This is a genomic window from Curtobacterium sp. PhB130, assembly GCF_003755165.1.
Taxonomy (GTDB): domain Bacteria; phylum Actinomycetota; class Actinomycetes; order Actinomycetales; family Microbacteriaceae; genus Curtobacterium.
Genome location: NZ_RKII01000012.1, coordinates 80,081 through 94,088, shown reverse-complemented (window position 1 = coordinate 94,088; position 14,008 = coordinate 80,081). Strand labels below are relative to the sequence as shown.

At 72.3% G+C, this 14,008-nt stretch carries 12 protein-coding genes; 9 read left to right on the top strand and 3 right to left on the bottom strand.

Annotated features, from left to right (window positions below; all coding sequences use genetic code 11):
- Positions 1-15 precede the first annotated feature (15 nt).
- The gene (locus EDF24_RS18115; protein ID WP_123704752.1) at positions 16-501 is read right to left on the bottom strand and encodes a DUF3515 family protein; all 486 of its coding nucleotides are present in this window, start codon (positions 499-501) and stop codon (positions 16-18) included.
- A 23-nt stretch (positions 502-524) separates the two neighbouring features.
- On the opposite strand from EDF24_RS18115, the gene thiL reads away from it, so the two are divergent.
- The gene (gene thiL, locus EDF24_RS18110; RefSeq protein ID WP_260233505.1) at positions 525-1,529 is read left to right on the top strand and encodes a thiamine-phosphate kinase; all 1,005 of its coding nucleotides are present in this window, start codon (positions 525-527) and stop codon (positions 1,527-1,529) included.
- A 270-nt stretch (positions 1,530-1,799) separates the two neighbouring features.
- On the opposite strand, the gene EDF24_RS18105 is transcribed toward thiL, so the two are convergent.
- Entirely contained in the window at positions 1,800-2,363 is a 564-nt protein-coding gene (locus EDF24_RS18105) for an RsmD family RNA methyltransferase (RefSeq protein WP_123704794.1), read from the bottom strand.
- Between the two features lie 194 nt (positions 2,364-2,557).
- Between EDF24_RS18105 and EDF24_RS18100 the strand changes: the two genes are divergently transcribed.
- The 7 genes from EDF24_RS18100 (at position 2,558) to EDF24_RS18070 (ending at position 11,776) form a co-directional block, all read left to right on the top strand.
- A complete protein-coding gene (locus tag EDF24_RS18100; RefSeq protein ID WP_123653893.1) occupies positions 2,558-4,759 on the top strand; it encodes an ATP-dependent DNA helicase RecG in 2,202 nt (733 codons plus the stop codon).
- 92 nt (positions 4,760-4,851) lie between these two features.
- The gene (gene coaD / locus EDF24_RS18095) at positions 4,852-5,343 is read left to right on the top strand and encodes a pantetheine-phosphate adenylyltransferase (RefSeq protein WP_123653761.1); all 492 of its coding nucleotides are present in this window, start codon (positions 4,852-4,854) and stop codon (positions 5,341-5,343) included.
- A gap of 59 nt (positions 5,344-5,402) precedes the next feature.
- Entirely contained in the window at positions 5,403-5,945 is a 543-nt protein-coding gene (locus EDF24_RS18090; protein ID WP_311316814.1) for a DUF177 domain-containing protein, read from the top strand.
- A gap of 28 nt (positions 5,946-5,973) precedes the next feature.
- Positions 5,974-6,177 carry a 50S ribosomal protein L32 gene (rpmF, locus tag EDF24_RS18085; RefSeq protein ID WP_056126067.1) on the top strand — a complete coding sequence of 68 codons (204 nt, stop codon included), beginning with the start codon at positions 5,974-5,976 and terminating at the stop codon, positions 6,175-6,177.
- A 13-nt stretch (positions 6,178-6,190) separates the two neighbouring features.
- Positions 6,191-6,931 (top strand): ribonuclease III, encoded by a 741-nt coding sequence (rnc, locus tag EDF24_RS18080; protein WP_123653760.1) that lies wholly within the window; start codon positions 6,191-6,193, stop codon positions 6,929-6,931.
- A 3-nt stretch (positions 6,932-6,934) separates the two neighbouring features.
- Positions 6,935-7,906 (top strand): bifunctional DNA-formamidopyrimidine glycosylase/DNA-(apurinic or apyrimidinic site) lyase, encoded by a 972-nt coding sequence (mutM, locus tag EDF24_RS18075; RefSeq protein WP_123704748.1) that lies wholly within the window; start codon positions 6,935-6,937, stop codon positions 7,904-7,906.
- Between the two features lie 51 nt (positions 7,907-7,957).
- Entirely contained in the window at positions 7,958-11,776 is a 3,819-nt protein-coding gene (locus tag EDF24_RS18070) for an AAA family ATPase (RefSeq protein WP_123704746.1), read from the top strand.
- A 54-nt stretch (positions 11,777-11,830) separates the two neighbouring features.
- Here the strand turns inward: EDF24_RS18070 and EDF24_RS18065 are convergent, their stop codons facing one another.
- Positions 11,831-12,856, bottom strand: coding sequence for a TerC family protein (locus EDF24_RS18065; RefSeq protein WP_123653757.1), 1,026 nt, complete (start codon positions 12,854-12,856; stop codon positions 11,831-11,833).
- Between the two features lie 223 nt (positions 12,857-13,079).
- On the opposite strand from EDF24_RS18065, the gene ftsY reads away from it, so the two are divergent.
- Positions 13,080-13,949: a signal recognition particle-docking protein FtsY gene (ftsY, locus tag EDF24_RS18060; RefSeq protein WP_123653756.1), complete on the top strand. Its 870-nt coding sequence runs from the start codon at positions 13,080-13,082 to the stop codon at positions 13,947-13,949.
- Positions 13,950-14,008: the final 59 nt, after the last annotated feature.

The following is a 14,008-nucleotide window of genomic DNA, read 5'->3' as shown; positions in this document are numbered from 1 at the left end:
CGGTGCGAGGCAGCGTCAGCCCTGCACGTCCGAGGGATCGAGGCACTTGTGCCCGTCCTTCGGCAGGGTCTCGACGGCGGTGCCGATGTCCTGCAGGACCTGACTCGTCGTCTTCGAGGTGTCGATGACGACCTGGACGGCCGGGTCGCGGCCGAAGGTCGTGTACACGATGCGCTTGTCCTGGTCGTCCCGGATCCAGTCGACCGACCCCTGCGAGAAGCACGGCAGGTCCGACACCGTCGGGACCGCGACACCGCAGTGGTAGAGCGCCGCGGACGGGTCGCCCCACGCGGCGGTCGACTGTGCGTTCGTGTTGCGGAGCGCGTACTTCGTGTCCACCGTGTCGGGCAGGCGGACCTGGGCGGCGGCGCACGCGGCGGCGTCCGCGGACGGGGCAGCGGTCATCGCGACGGCGTTCGTGCAGCCCGTCAGGCCGGCGGCCAGGGCGACGAGGACGCCGAGCGCGGCGAGGATCCGGGTGGGGCGGCGCACGGTGTCCATCGGCTCCAGGCTACCGTTCTCGTGTGGACGCGAGGGACGAACGGGCTGCGCCGGTGGACTGGACCGGGCCGACGGTGGGGGAGCTGGGGGAGCTGGTCGTGCTCGACCGGGTGACCTCCCGGTTGCCGGCCGGGGCGCCGATCGTCGGACCCGGCGACGACTGCGCCGTGGTCGCAGCGCCCGACGGCCGCTTCGTGGTGACGACGGACATGATGGTGCACGGCCCGGACTTCCGGTGGGCGTGGTCCTCGCCCGAGGACGTCGGGTGGAAGGCCGCGGCGACGAACCTGTCGGACGTCGCAGCGATGGGCGCGGTGCCGTCCGGACTCGTGGTCGCGATCGCCGCGCCGCAGGACACGCCCGTCGCGGTGCTCGAGGGCATCGCGGACGGGTTCCGGCTCGCGGTCGGTGCGTTGGTGCCCGGGTGCGGCGTGGTCGGCGGGGACCTGTCGACCTCGTCGGCGTTCACCCTCGCGGTGACGGCGTTCGGCGACCTCGGGGGACGGGCTCCGGTGCTGCGGTCCGGTGCCCGCGCCGGGGACGTCGTGGCGGTGTCGGGAGAGCTCGGGCGTGCGGCGCGGGGGCTGTCGCGGCTGTTCCGCGACGGCGTCGATGCGTCGGGGGCGCCCTCGGCTGCGGCGACCCGGGCGAGCGGAGCCGACGAGGACCCGGACGTGGGACGGCAGCGTCGGCCGGTGCCGCCGATCGCGGACGGGCCGGCTGCTGCTGCGGGTGGGGCGACGGCGATGCTCGACCTGTCGGACGGGCTGGCGATCGACGCGGGCCGGCTGGCGCGGGCGAGCGGGGTGACGCTGTCGTTGTCCGTCCACCTCGACGATGTCTCCCTGCACGGCGGCGAGGACCACGGGCTGCTCGCGACGTTCCCGCCGGACGTGGCGCTGCCGGGTGGGTTCCGGGCGATCGGCGTGGTGGTGCCTCGGGGCGCGGCGGACCTCGTCCGCGGCGGCGTGCCCGTGCCGACCACGGGGTGGGACCCGTACGCCGACTGGGACGGCGTCGCGGGCTGAGCCGCGCGCGGGCCGGGCGGGCCGGGCGGGCGGGCGCTGGGCGGGCGGGCGGCGCCGGGCGGGCGGCGCCGGGCGGGCGGCGCCGGGCGGGCGGCGCCGGGCGGCCTCCTGTGGAACGACAGCGTCGCTGTCGTACGACAACGAGGATGTCGTTGCCGCGCGCGTGCAACTGTTGCGGACGCGTCGGAACGACAGGGGCGCTGTCGTACGACAACGAGGGTGTCGCTCCGCGTCGGTCCCGCGGCACCCGGAAGGCGCACGGAGGGACGCTCAGGGCGCGGCGACCACGGCCTCCCAGGCGATGGTCTCGCCGTAGCTCCGCTTGCTGAAGGGCTCGAGCCCCGCGGGCCAGGTCGGCTCCGGGGAGCGCTTGCTCCGCTCGACGACGACCACGGCCTCCGCGGTGAGCCGGGGCACCAGCGCTTCGAGGACGTCCGCGATCTCGGACTCGGCGACGTCGTACGGCGGGTCGATGAACACCAGGTCGAAGGTCCGCACGGTGCCCCGCAGGAACCCGAGCACCGGCTGCGCGTGCACGTCGATCCGCACACCGGGGACCCGCTTCTGCACGGCCCGCGCGTTCTCCCGGCAGGACGTCGCCGCCGCGGAGGCCCGGTCGACCAGCACGATCTCCACCGCACCGCGCGACGCTGCCTCGAGCCCGAGCGCACCCGTCCCCGCGTAGAGGTCCGCCACCGCGGTGTCGTCCACGAGCCCCCGCGCTTCGAGCGAGGAGAACAGGGCTTCCCGCACCCGGTCGCTCGTCGGACGGGTGCCCGACTTCGGCACCCGGAGCGTCAGGGAACCGGCGGCGCCGGCGATGATGCGGGTCATGCTGCAACCGTAGCGGCCGCCGGGTGCCCACCAGGCGCTCTCCATAGGCCCGTCCGGTCGTCCACAGGCCCGCCTGGTCGTCCACAGGCCCGCCGGGAGGCCCGGTGCGGGTCGGCCGTCCCGGGTACCGTTGCCGTGTGGTCACCTCCAGAGCCGCCGCACCGGCCGACACGACGCCCGACGGCCCGTCGGACATGCCCGCGGGGACCGACTGGGGGCCGGCACCGCTCGACACCCGCCTCGCGAACGTCCTGGGCGGGCGCACCGCGAAGGCCGTCGAGAAGGCGTTCGGCTACCGCACCGTGGGGGAGTTCCTCGAGCACGCACCCCGCCGGTACGCCGAACGCGGCGCGCTGACCGCACTCGACTCGCTCGCCATCGGGGAATCGGTGACCATCGTGGCCGAGGTGGTGGACGTCCGGGAACGCACGATGCGGGCACGCCGCGGCTCCATCCTCGAAGCCAAGATCGGCGACGGCAAGGGGCTCCTGACCCTGACGTTCTTCAACCAGGGCTGGCGGACGAAGGACCTCGTCGTCGGCGCGCGGGGCATCTTCGCCGGCAAGGTCGGCGACTACCGCGGCGCCCGGCAGCTGGCGCACCCCGACTACGAGCTCTTCGACGCCGACGACCCCCGGGCCACCGCCGACCCGGAGTCCGACGAGGCGATCCGGTTCTCCCGGCAGCCGATCCCGATCTACCCGGCGACGGCGTCGCTGTCGTCGTGGCAGATCGCCAAGGCCATGGCGGTGGTGCTCGACACCCTGCCGGACATCGCCGACCCGATCCCGTCCTCGGTCCGCACCCGCCTCGACCTGGTGCCGTTCCGGCGCGCCCTCGAGCTGCTCCACCGCCCGGAGAAGGTGGCCGACTTCAAGCGCGCGCAGGACGCCCTCCGCTACCGGGAGGCCTTCGTGTTGCAGACCGCCCTCGTCAAGCGCCGGATCGCCGCGCGTGCGACCGCCTCGACCCCGCGTACGGCCACGCCGGGCGGCATCCTGGAACGCTTCGACGCCACGCTGCCGTTCACGCTCACCGACGACCAGCGCTCGGTCGGCGCGGAGATCGCCGAGGACCTCGCCGGCTCGTGGCCGATGCACCGTCTGGTCCAGGGCGAGGTCGGCTCCGGCAAGACCCTCGTGGCGATCCGCGCGATGCTGACCGTCGCCGAGTCCGGCGGGCAGTCGGCGCTCATCGCCCCGACCGAGGTCCTGGCGGCGCAGCACCTCCGCTCGATCGTGAAGTTCCTCGGGCCCGACCTGGCCGCCGAACTCCGCCCCGTGATCCTCACCGGCTCGCAGTCCACCGACGAACGCCGGCGGGCGCTCCTCGCGGCGGCGTCCGGCGGCTCGCGGCTCGTCGTCGGCACGCACGCGCTCCTCGGCGACCGGGTGGACTTCGCCGAGCTCGGGCTCGTGGTGGTGGACGAGCAGCACCGCTTCGGCGTCGAGCAGCGCGAAGCCCTGCGCACCAAGGGCCAGGCGCCGCCGCACGTGCTGGTGCTCACCGCGACGCCGATCCCGCGCACCGTGGCGATGACCGTGTTCGGCGACCTCGACGTCTCCACGATCGCGGGCATGCCCTCCGGTCGCGCGGGCGTGGAGACGTTCGCGGTCGGGCTCTCGGAGCACCCGGGCTGGGAGTCCCGCATCTGGACCCGGATGGCGGAGGAACTGAGCGCCGGGCGGCAGGCCTTCGTGGTCTGCCCCGCGATCGACGACGCCCACACCGAGGACGACGGCGAGCCCGCCGTCGACGGTGAGGAGGACACCCCGAAGCGTGCTCCGTCGACGGTGCTGGCGACCGCGGAGCGGATGCGCACGATGCCCGTGCTGCAGGGACGCCGGATCGAGGTCCTGCACGGCCGGATGTCCGGCGACGAGAAGGACCGCGTGATGACCGCGTTCGCTGCGGGCGACGTGGACGTCCTCGTCGCGACCACCGTGATCGAGGTCGGGGTCGACGTCCCGAACGCCTCGATGATGGCGATCCTCGACGCCGACCGGTTCGGGGTCTCGCAGCTGCACCAGCTCCGCGGCCGCATCGGCCGTGGCCAGTACGCGGGCGTGTGCCTCCTCGTGACGACGGCAGAGGCGGAGACGGTCTCGCGGGAGCGTGTGGACGCCGTGGCCGCCTCGGACGACGGCTTCGAGCTGGCGCGGGTGGACCTCGAGCTCCGGCGTGAAGGCGACGTGCTCGGCGAGCGGCAGTCGGGTGGGCGGTCCTCGCTCAACCTGCTCCGGGTCGTGCGGGACGCGGACCTCATCGTCGACGCCCGCGGGGAAGCCGAGCGGCTGCTCGAGGCCGACCCGACGCTCGACGGGCAGGCGGAGCTCCGTGCTGCGCTGGCCCGGCGGCTCGACGAGTCCGACGCCGCATTCCTCGGCAAGAACTGACCTCGGCAAGCACTGACCTCGGCAAGCACTGGCCTCGGCAAGAACTGACCAGGCGGGGCACGCGTCCCCGCCGCCCCGGTATCGTCGGGGGCATGGCGCAGATCGCGGTCGTCCCCGGCTCCTTCGACCCCGTGACCCTCGGTCACCTCGACGTGATCGGCCGCGCGGCCCGGCTCTTCGACGAGGTGCACGTCCTCGTCGTGCACAACCCGGAGAAGCCGTCCGCGATGTTCGACGCGGTCGACCGGGTCCGGCTGATCGAGGACTCCCTCGCCGAGGTCGGTGCCCCGGCGAACATCCGGGTCGGGGAGTGGACCGCCGGTCTCCTCGTCGACTACTGCCGGCAGGTCGGTGCGACGGTCCTGGTGAAGGGCGTCCGCTCCGGTGAGGACGTGGCGTACGAGACCCCGATGGCGATCATGAACCGCCACCTCGCCGACGTCGAGACGGTGTTCCTGCTGCCGGAGGCCTCCCGTGCGCACGTGTCCAGCTCGCTCATCCGGCAGGTGTCGACGCTCGGCGGCGACGTGAGCCCGTACGTCCCCGCCGTCGTGGACGCAGCGCTCCGCACGCGGAGCCGCTGAACGCGACACGGCACGCCGCTCCTCGACCTGACGGCGAACCCGCGCTAGGATGGTCGATCGTGTCTTCCCCCGTGAACAGCCCCTACGCCCTGCGCGTGCGTGACCTCGCGCACCGCCCGGGCGAGATGCGCGAGCACACGCTCGACATCGCCGTCCCCGAGACCCTCGGTGCCGGCGTGGTGGCCGTCCGTGAGGGCGCTGACATGCACATCGAGTTGCGGCTCGAGGGCCTCCACGAGGGCGTGCTCGTCTCCGGACACGCCTCCGCTGAGGCGACGGGGCAGTGCTCGCGCTGCCTCATCGACATCTCCGAACCGGTCGAAGTCGATTTCGCCGAGCTGTTCGCGTATGATCCCTCGGAGGATTTCGACTTCCATGTTCACGATGACCACGTGGATTGTGAACCGGTCGTTCGAGACGCGGTGGTGCTGTCACTGCCGTTCCAGCCGGTCTGCCGGCCGGACTGCCCCGGACTCGACCCGGAGACGGGCGAACGCCTGGCAGACCTGGGTGACCGCGCGGCTTCCGAGCCCACGGATCCCCGCTGGGCAGCACTCGGCGGACTGATGTTCGACGACAGCGACCGCACTCCCACCGACTGACCAACCGACCAACCGAAAGAGAACCACCATGGCCGTTCCCAAGCGCAAGCAGTCCCGTGCCAACACGCACGCCCGTCGTTCGCAGTGGAAGGCCGCGCCGGTCCAGCTCGTGAAGACGATCGAGAACGGCCAGGTCACCTACAGCCTCCCGCACCGCGCGAAGGTCGTCGAGGACTCGGCCGGCACGCCCCTGTACATGGAGTACAAGGGCCGCAAGGTCGCCGACGTCTGATCGGACGAACCACATGAGCACGACGTCCGGCTCCGCGGGGTCCAACCCCGCGGGGTCGGACGTTGCTCGTCTGCGTGACCTCCTCGGGGTCCCGGTGGACCCCGAGCTGCTCCAACTCGCACTGACCCACCGCTCGTTCGCGTACGAGCACGGCGGGATCAAGCACAACGAACGCCTCGAGTTCCTCGGCGACTCGATCCTCGGCCAGGCCGTGACGGTGAAGCTCTACCGCGACTTCCCGGACCTCGACGAAGGCGACCTGGCGAAGCGCCGGGCGAGCCTCGTCTCGACGGTCGCCCTCGCGGAGATCGCCCGGATCAACGGTCTCGGCGCCTTCCTCCGGCTCGGCAAGGGCGAGGAACAGACCGGCGGTCGCGACAAGTCGTCGATCCTCGCCGACACCGTCGAAGCGATCATCGGCGCCACGTACCTCTCCGCCGGGCCCGACGAGGCCACCGCGCTCGTGCTCCGGCTCGTGGAACCGCTCCTCATCGACCCGGATCGTTTCGGTGCCGCGATGGACCCGAAGACGAGTCTGCAGGAACTCGCGTCGGCGCAGTCCCTCGGCAACCCGGCCTACCGGGTCACCGAAGAGGGCCCTGACCACGACAAGACCTTCCACGCGACCGTGGTGCTGCAGGGCGAGGACATCGCCTCCGGTTCCGGTTCCAGCAAGAAGACGGCCGAGATGTCCGCCGCGCTCGACGCCTGGACGCGACTCTCCGGCCGCACCAGCGAGACGCCGGCAGCGTAGGGCGTGCCCGAACTCCCCGAGGTCGAGGTCGTCCGCGCCGGCCTCGAACCCGCCGTCAGCGGCGCCCGGGTCCTCGCGGTCCACGTCCTCGACGACCGGGCCCTGACCCGGCACGACGGCCCCGCCGAGGACTTCGCGCACCGCCTGACCGGCCGGACGATCGCCGCCGCCGTCCGTCGTGGCAAGTTCCTCTGGATGCCCCTCGCCGAGCCCGGTGACGACGGACGGCCCGAGGCCCTCGTCGCGCACCTCGGCATGAGCGGGCAGATCCTCCTCGGCCGTGACCGCCCCGCGGCGAAGCACCGACGCATCCTGCTCGAGGTGCAGCCGGCCGGCACGGACCGCGACGGCAGCCCCGAGCAGCCGGTCGAACTCGAGTTCGTGGACCAGCGCACCTTCGGCTCGATGGCGCTCGACGCGATGGTCCCGACGATCGACGGCGCTCCCGCCGGGTTCGCCGGCGTCGTCGACGTGGCCGAGCCGGATGCCCCGTGGCGCCGGAACGTCCCCGGGCAGGTCTCGCACATCGCCCGCGACCCGCTCGACCCGGCGTTCGACGACGCCCGGTTCATCCAGATGGCCCGGAAGCGCTCGAGCGGCATCAAGCGGGTGATCCTCGACCAGGGCGTCGTGAGCGGCATCGGCAACATCTACGCGGACGAGTCGCTGTGGGCCGCGAAGCTGCACTACGACCGCCCGGCCGACCGGCTCCCGCGGGCGAGCCTGCAGCTGCTCCTCGACGAGGTCCGGAGCGTGCTCGCGCGTGCGCTCGAGGACGGGGGCACGAGCTTCGACGCGCAGTACGTCAACGTGAACGGGCAGTCCGGGTACTTCTCGCAGCGGCTCAACGTCTACGGGCAGCAGGGCAAGCCGTGCCCCCGGTGCGGCACGACGATCGTCCGGGAGGAGTTCATGAACCGGTCGAGCCACATCTGCCCCGTGTGCCAACCGCGTCCACGCCCCCGGACGCGTTAGCCTGCCCGGGAGCGAGCCAGTACCTCGAGGAACGACCCACCCGGAGACCGCATGTACTTGAAGAGCCTGACCATCAAGGGGTTCAAGTCCTTCGCGCAGCCGACGACGTTCGCGTTCGAGCCGGGCGTCACGTGCATCGTCGGTCCGAACGGGTCGGGCAAGTCCAACGTCGTCGACGCCCTCGCGTGGGTGATGGGGGAGCAGGGGGCGAAGACCCTCCGCGGCGGCAAGATGGAGGACGTCATCTTCGCCGGCACCTCGACCCGCGGGCCGCTCGGCCGCGCGCAGGTGCTCCTGACGATCGACAACGCCGACGGGCTGCTGCCGATCGACTACAGCGAGGTGACGATCTCCCGCACACTGTTCCGGAACGGGGGCAGCGAGTACGCGATCAACGGCGAGAACTGCCGCCTGCTGGACGTGCAGGAGCTGCTGAGCGACACGGGCCTCGGCCGTGAGATGCACGTCATCGTGGGCCAGGGCCAGCTCGACAAGGTCCTGCACGCCACCCCCGAGGACCGCCGCGGCTTCATCGAAGAGGCCGCCGGCATCCTGAAGCACCGTCGTCGCAAGGAGAAGACGCTCCGCAAGCTCGACGCGATGCAGACGAACCTGACGCGGTTGTCCGACCTGGCGGGGGAGATCCGTCGCCAGCTGAAGCCGCTGGGTCGACAGGCCGAGGTCGCCCGCAAGGCGCAGTCCGTCGCCGCGGTCGCCCGTGACGCCAAGGCCCGGATCCTCGCGGACGACGTCGTCCGCCTGCGCCGCGAGCTCCACGAGCACCAGGAGGTCGAGGCGGGCCGGAAGTCCGAGCGGATCGTGCTCACCGAGCGCCTCGACCAGACCCGCGCACGCCAGCAGCACGTCGAGCAGAGCATGGTCGGCGACGACGTCGACCGCGCCCGCACCGTGGTGCACCGGCTGGAGAGCGTCCAGGAGCGGCTCCGGGGGCTGTCGAGCCTCGCGAACCAGCGCCTGATGTTCCTCGCCCAGCAGGCCGACGCCCCGCAGCAGGGCCCCACGATCACGCCGGAGCGGGTGGCCGGTGTCCGTGCCGAGGCCGACCGGCTCGACGCGCGGGCGACCGAGATGGCGAGCGGACAGGTCGCGGCGGCCGAGGCGGTCCGGAACGCCCGCGCCACGCTCGACGCCCTCGACGAGCGGATCGCCGCGCAGGCCGCGCTCGTCTCCCAGCACGACCTCGACGCCCAGCGCCTCGCCAGCACCGTGGACGTCGCGCGGTCGAAGCGGGGCTCGGCCGTCGCCGACCGTGAACGCCGCGAGCGTGCACTGGCCGAGGCCACCGAGCGCGCCCGCACCGCAGAGGCGGCCCTCGCCGAGGTCGGCACCAACCCGTCCGCCGACACCGACCCGGAGGCGCTGCAGGCCGCGCTCGAGACCGCCCGCGAGCGGCTCGAACGCGCGCAGACCGCCCGCGACGACCTCCGTGACCGGCTGCACGCCCTCGAACGCGAGCGGGACGCCCTCGACGCCCGCGTCGCCGCGCTCGGCATGTCGATCGACGTCCGCGACGGCTCGCAGGCACTCATCGACGCCGGACGCGCCGGCATCGTCGGCCGGCTGGCCGACCGCCTCACCGTCACGCCCGGGTTCGAGGGGGCGATCGCGGCGGCCCTCGACGGGCTCGCCGACGCGGTCCTCGCCGAGGACCGCACCGTCGCGCTCGACGCCGTCGCGCACGCCCGCCACGAGGACATCGGCCGCATCGACGTCGTCGTCGCCGACGGCGGAGCGCCCGGAGCGGCGGACACCGCGGCCGTCCCGGTCCCCGCCGGCGTCCGCCGCGCACTCGACCTGGTCACCGGCCCGCCGGCACTCGCCGCGATCCTCGCCGACACGTTGGTCGCGGTGTCCGACGACGTCGACCTGGAGGCCGTGCTCGCCGCCGCCCCGCACGCCACGGTCGTGACACGCTCCGGTGACCTCGTCCGCGCGGTCCGGGTGACCGGTGGCGGTGAGCGGACCACGTCACGCATCGAACTCGTGGCGGAGCGGGACGCCGCCGTGGAGCGACGCGACGCGATCGCGACCGACGCCGAGGACGCGGCCACGGGCCTCCAGGCCGCGCGGAGCGCCGTGGACGAGGCGAGACGCGCCGCGGACGACGCCGACCGGGCGAGCCGTGCGCATGCCGCAGCGGTTGCGGAGTACGACCGGACCAGCGCCTCGGTGCGGGCGAAGGCGGAGAACGCGAGCGCCGAGGTGGAGCGGCTGCGCGCCGCGCTCGGCGAGACCGACGGCGCCGTGGAGGCCGCAGAGGCCGTGCTGGCCGAGGCGGAGCGGGCACGGGACGCACACGCCGCCGAGCCCCGACCGACCGTGGATGCCTCCGAGCGACCGGCGCTGCTGGACGCGCTCGAGGCCGCTCGGGCCGCCGAGATCGAACAGCGCATCCAGATCGAGACCGTCCGGGAACGCGCGCGATCCGAGCGGGGGCGCGCCGCCCAGCTCGCCCGGCAGCTCGAGGCCGAGCGTGCCGCGGCGGAAGAGGCGGCACGGCTCGCGGTGATCCGACGTGGGCAGATCGCGACGGCGGAGAGCGTCCTCGCAGACCTGCCCGAGGTGCTCGCCGCGGTGGACCGCTCGCTCGCCGAGGCGCGGGTGCAGCTCGCGACCGAAGAGGCGGAGCGCGCGAAGCGGAACACCGAGCTGCAGACCATCCGGAACGAGGAGCGCGAGCTGCGGGACCGGCTGCAGTCCATCACCGACGGGGTGCACTCGCTCGAGATGGAGATCTACGAGAAGAAGCTGCACGTGTCGGGGGTGCTCGACCGGGCGCAGAGCGAACTCGGGCTCGTCGAGGCCGTGCTCGTCGCCGAGTACGGCCCGGACGTGCCGGTGCCCGTCGACGTGCTCGTGGACCCGCGCGTCCTGGCGCGGAAGCACCGGGAGGCGGAGCGGGCGGCTGCTGCTGCTGCTGCTGCGGCGGACGGCGAGCCCGCTGCCCTGGCGGACGAGGACGGCGACGCCGCTGACCTGGCGGACCTCGACGACGAGGCCGCTGACCTGGCGGACCTCGACGACGACGCGGTGGACCTCGTCGACGCCGAGTCGACGCTGCCGGGCGGCCCCGCGCTCCCCGATGACCTGCCGGACGCGCTGCCGGAGTTCGACGCGACCGCCGACGTCGACCTCGCCGACGTCGAGACCGTGCCCTACGTCCGCGCCGAGCAGGAACGACGCCTCAAGGCCGCCGAGCGTGACCTGGGTCAGCTCGGCAAGGTGAACCCGCTCGCGCTCGAGGAGTTCCAGGCGCTCGAGCAGCGGCACGGGTTCCTCACCGAGCAGCTCGAGGACCTGCAGAAGACCCGCACGGACCTGATGACGATCATCGAGGAGCTCGACCAGAAGATGCAGACCATCTTCGAGTCGGCGTTCAACGACACGAAGGACGCGTTCGACGTCATCTTCCCGATCCTGTTCCCGGGTGGCTCCGGGTCGATCACGCTGACGAACCCGACGGACCTGCTCGCGACGGGCATCGACGTGCAGGTGAAGCCCGCCGGCAAGAAGATCGACCGCCTGACCCTGCTGTCCGGCGGGGAGCGGTCCCTGGCGGCGGTGGCGCTGCTCGTGGCGATCTTCACCGCGCGGCCGTCGCCGTTCTACATCATGGACGAGGTGGAGGCGGCGCTCGACGACGCGAACCTCGGCCGGCTGCTGACCGTGTTCGAGCGGCTCCGCGAAGCGTCGCAGCTCATCGTCATCACGCACCAGAAGCGGACGATGGAGATCGCCGACGCGCTGTACGGGGTGTCCATGCGGCAGGACGGCGTCTCCGCGGTGGTCGGTCAGCGCGTGCAGCGCCGCGAGCCGGCGACGGCGGAGCCGGAGCCCGCCGTCGCCTGACCCGGGGCGCGCCGCCTGCCGGTCCGGGGCGCGCCGCCCGCCGGCCCGGGGGCGCTACGAGGCGTCGGAGGACACCGTGGGCTGCGAGCCCGTCGGGGTCAGCCCCCGCGCCTGCCGCTTGCTCGACACCACGAGCGAGGCGACCGTCGCGACGGCGATCGTCAGCATGATGAACCCGAGCGAGAACCAGATCGGGATCTCCGGCGCCCACTCGATGTGCTCGCCGCCGTTGATGAAGGGCAGCTCGTTGACGTGCATGGCGTGGAACACGAGCTTCACGCCGATGAAGCCGAGGATGACCGCGAGGCCCTGGCCCAGGTAGATGAGCCGCTCGAGCAGCCCGGCGATCAGGAAGTAGAGCTGCCGGAGGCCGAGGAGCGAGAACGCGTTCGCGGTGAACACGATGAAGGCGTCCTGCGTCAGGCCGAAGATCGCCGGGATCGAGTCGAGCGCGAAGAGCACGTCCGTCAGGCCGATCGCGACCATCACGAGCAGCATCGGGGTGAAGAGCCGCTTGCCGTCGACGCGCGTGGTGAGTCGGTCGCCGTCGTAGTGGTCCGAGGTCGGGATGACGCGCTTGAGGATCCGGATGAGCCGCGAGTCGCCCTCGTCGGCGCTGTGGTCGTTGCCGCTCCGGGCCTGGGACCACGCGAGCCAGAACAGCAGCGCGCCGAACAGGTAGAACACCCACGAGAAGTTGTCGATGATCGTGACGCCGAGGGCGATGAACACACCGCGGGCGGCGAGGGCGATCGCGACGCCGACGAGCAGCACCTTCTGCTGGAACTCCTTCGGCACCGCGAAGGAGCTCATGATGATGAGGAAGACGAACAGGTTGTCGACCGACAGTGCCTTCTCGGTCAACCACCCGGCGAAGTACTCACCGCCGGCCTGGTGTCCGCCGAACACCCAGACGCCGATGCCGAACACGATCGCGAGGGCGATGTAGACCGCGGACCAGATCGCCGATTCGCGGATGTGCGGCACGTGCGGGGTGCGCACGTGCGAGAAGAAGTCGAACACCAGCAACGCGAGGATGCCGGCGATGGTGATGAGCCAGACTGAGGTGGGGACGTCCAACGGAGTTCCTTCAGGTCGGGAGGCACACCCAGGTGATGGGTACGCCGAGGCCTGAAGGTCTCTTCCGTCGCGATCGGTCCGAGATCCGGGCCGCTCACGACCGGCGCCCCGGGCCCGGGTCGTTCCGGGCCGTACTGACGGGGTCACCGAGAGGGAATACTCCCCTTCGTGTCACCGAGCATACCGGGGACCGGCCGGGGGCGCCGCGCCCTAAGCTGGGAGCATGGCGAGTTCCTGGTCACTGTCCTCCCGGCTGCGGGGTCTCTTCCAGCGGAAGACCATCGACGAGACCACCTGGGACGACCTCGAGACGGCGCTGATCGGTGCGGACTTCGGCCCGGACATCTCCGAGGAGATCATCGAGGACCTCCACGCACGCGTCGACCGGTACGGCACGACCGACCCCGCCGACCTGCAGCGGATGCTGCGCGAGGTGCTCGAGGAACGGCTCTCGAAGCTCGACACCACCCTGAAGCTCAGCGCCCGGCCCGCCGTCGTGCTCGTCGTCGGGGTGAACGGCGTCGGCAAGACCACCACCATCGGCAAGTTCGCCAAGTTCCTCAAGACGTACGACCGCACCGTGCTGGTCGGCGCGGCAGACACCTTCCGCGCCGCCGCCGTCGAGCAGGTCGCCACCTGGGCCGAGCGGGCGGGCGTCGACGTGGTCCGTCCCTCGCAGCCCGGGCAGGACCCGGCGTCGGTGGCGTACCAGACGGTCGAGAAGGCCATCGCGGACGGCACCGAGATCGTCGTCATCGACACCGCCGGGCGCCTGCACACCAAGGCCGGCCTGATGGACGAGCTCGGCAAGATCAAGCGCGTCGTCGAGAAGCAGACCGAGATCGCCGAGGTGCTGCTCGTGCTCGACGCGACGACCGGGCAGAACGGCCTCGCGCAGGCACAGGCGTTCATCGAGGGGGCCGGCGTCACGGGTCTCGTCATCACCAAGCTCGACGGCTCCGCGAAGGCCGGGTTCGTGCTCAGCGTGCAGGAGAAGACCGGCATCCCGATCAAGTTGATCGGCCAGGGCGAGGGCATCAACGACCTCACCGGCTTCACCCCGCACGTCTTCGTGCAGAACCTCGTGGGCTGATCTCGGGTACCGTCTTCGCAGTACAGGGATCGTCCAGGTACGTCGGAAGGAGTCCCCAC

What these genes read in the sequence shown, in the direction of transcription:
- EDF24_RS18115 (WP_123704752.1), bottom strand. Translation starts at nt 501, where the DNA reads ATGGACACCGTGCGCCGCCCCACCCGGATCCTCGCCGCGCTCGGCGTC.
- EDF24_RS18105 (WP_123704794.1), bottom strand. Translation starts at nt 2,363, where the DNA reads ATGACCCGCATCATCGCCGGCGCCGCCGGTTCCCTGACGCTCCGGGTG.
- EDF24_RS18100 (WP_123653893.1), top strand. Translation starts at nt 2,558, where the DNA reads ATGCCCGCGGGGACCGACTGGGGGCCGGCACCGCTCGACACCCGCCTC.
- coaD (WP_123653761.1), top strand. Translation starts at nt 4,852, where the DNA reads ATGGCGCAGATCGCGGTCGTCCCCGGCTCCTTCGACCCCGTGACCCTC.
- rpmF (WP_056126067.1), top strand. Translation starts at nt 5,974, where the DNA reads ATGGCCGTTCCCAAGCGCAAGCAGTCCCGTGCCAACACGCACGCCCGT.
- rnc (WP_123653760.1), top strand. Translation starts at nt 6,191, where the DNA reads ATGAGCACGACGTCCGGCTCCGCGGGGTCCAACCCCGCGGGGTCGGAC.
- EDF24_RS18070 (WP_123704746.1), top strand. Translation starts at nt 7,958, where the DNA reads ATGTACTTGAAGAGCCTGACCATCAAGGGGTTCAAGTCCTTCGCGCAG.
- ftsY (WP_123653756.1), top strand. Translation starts at nt 13,080, where the DNA reads ATGGCGAGTTCCTGGTCACTGTCCTCCCGGCTGCGGGGTCTCTTCCAG.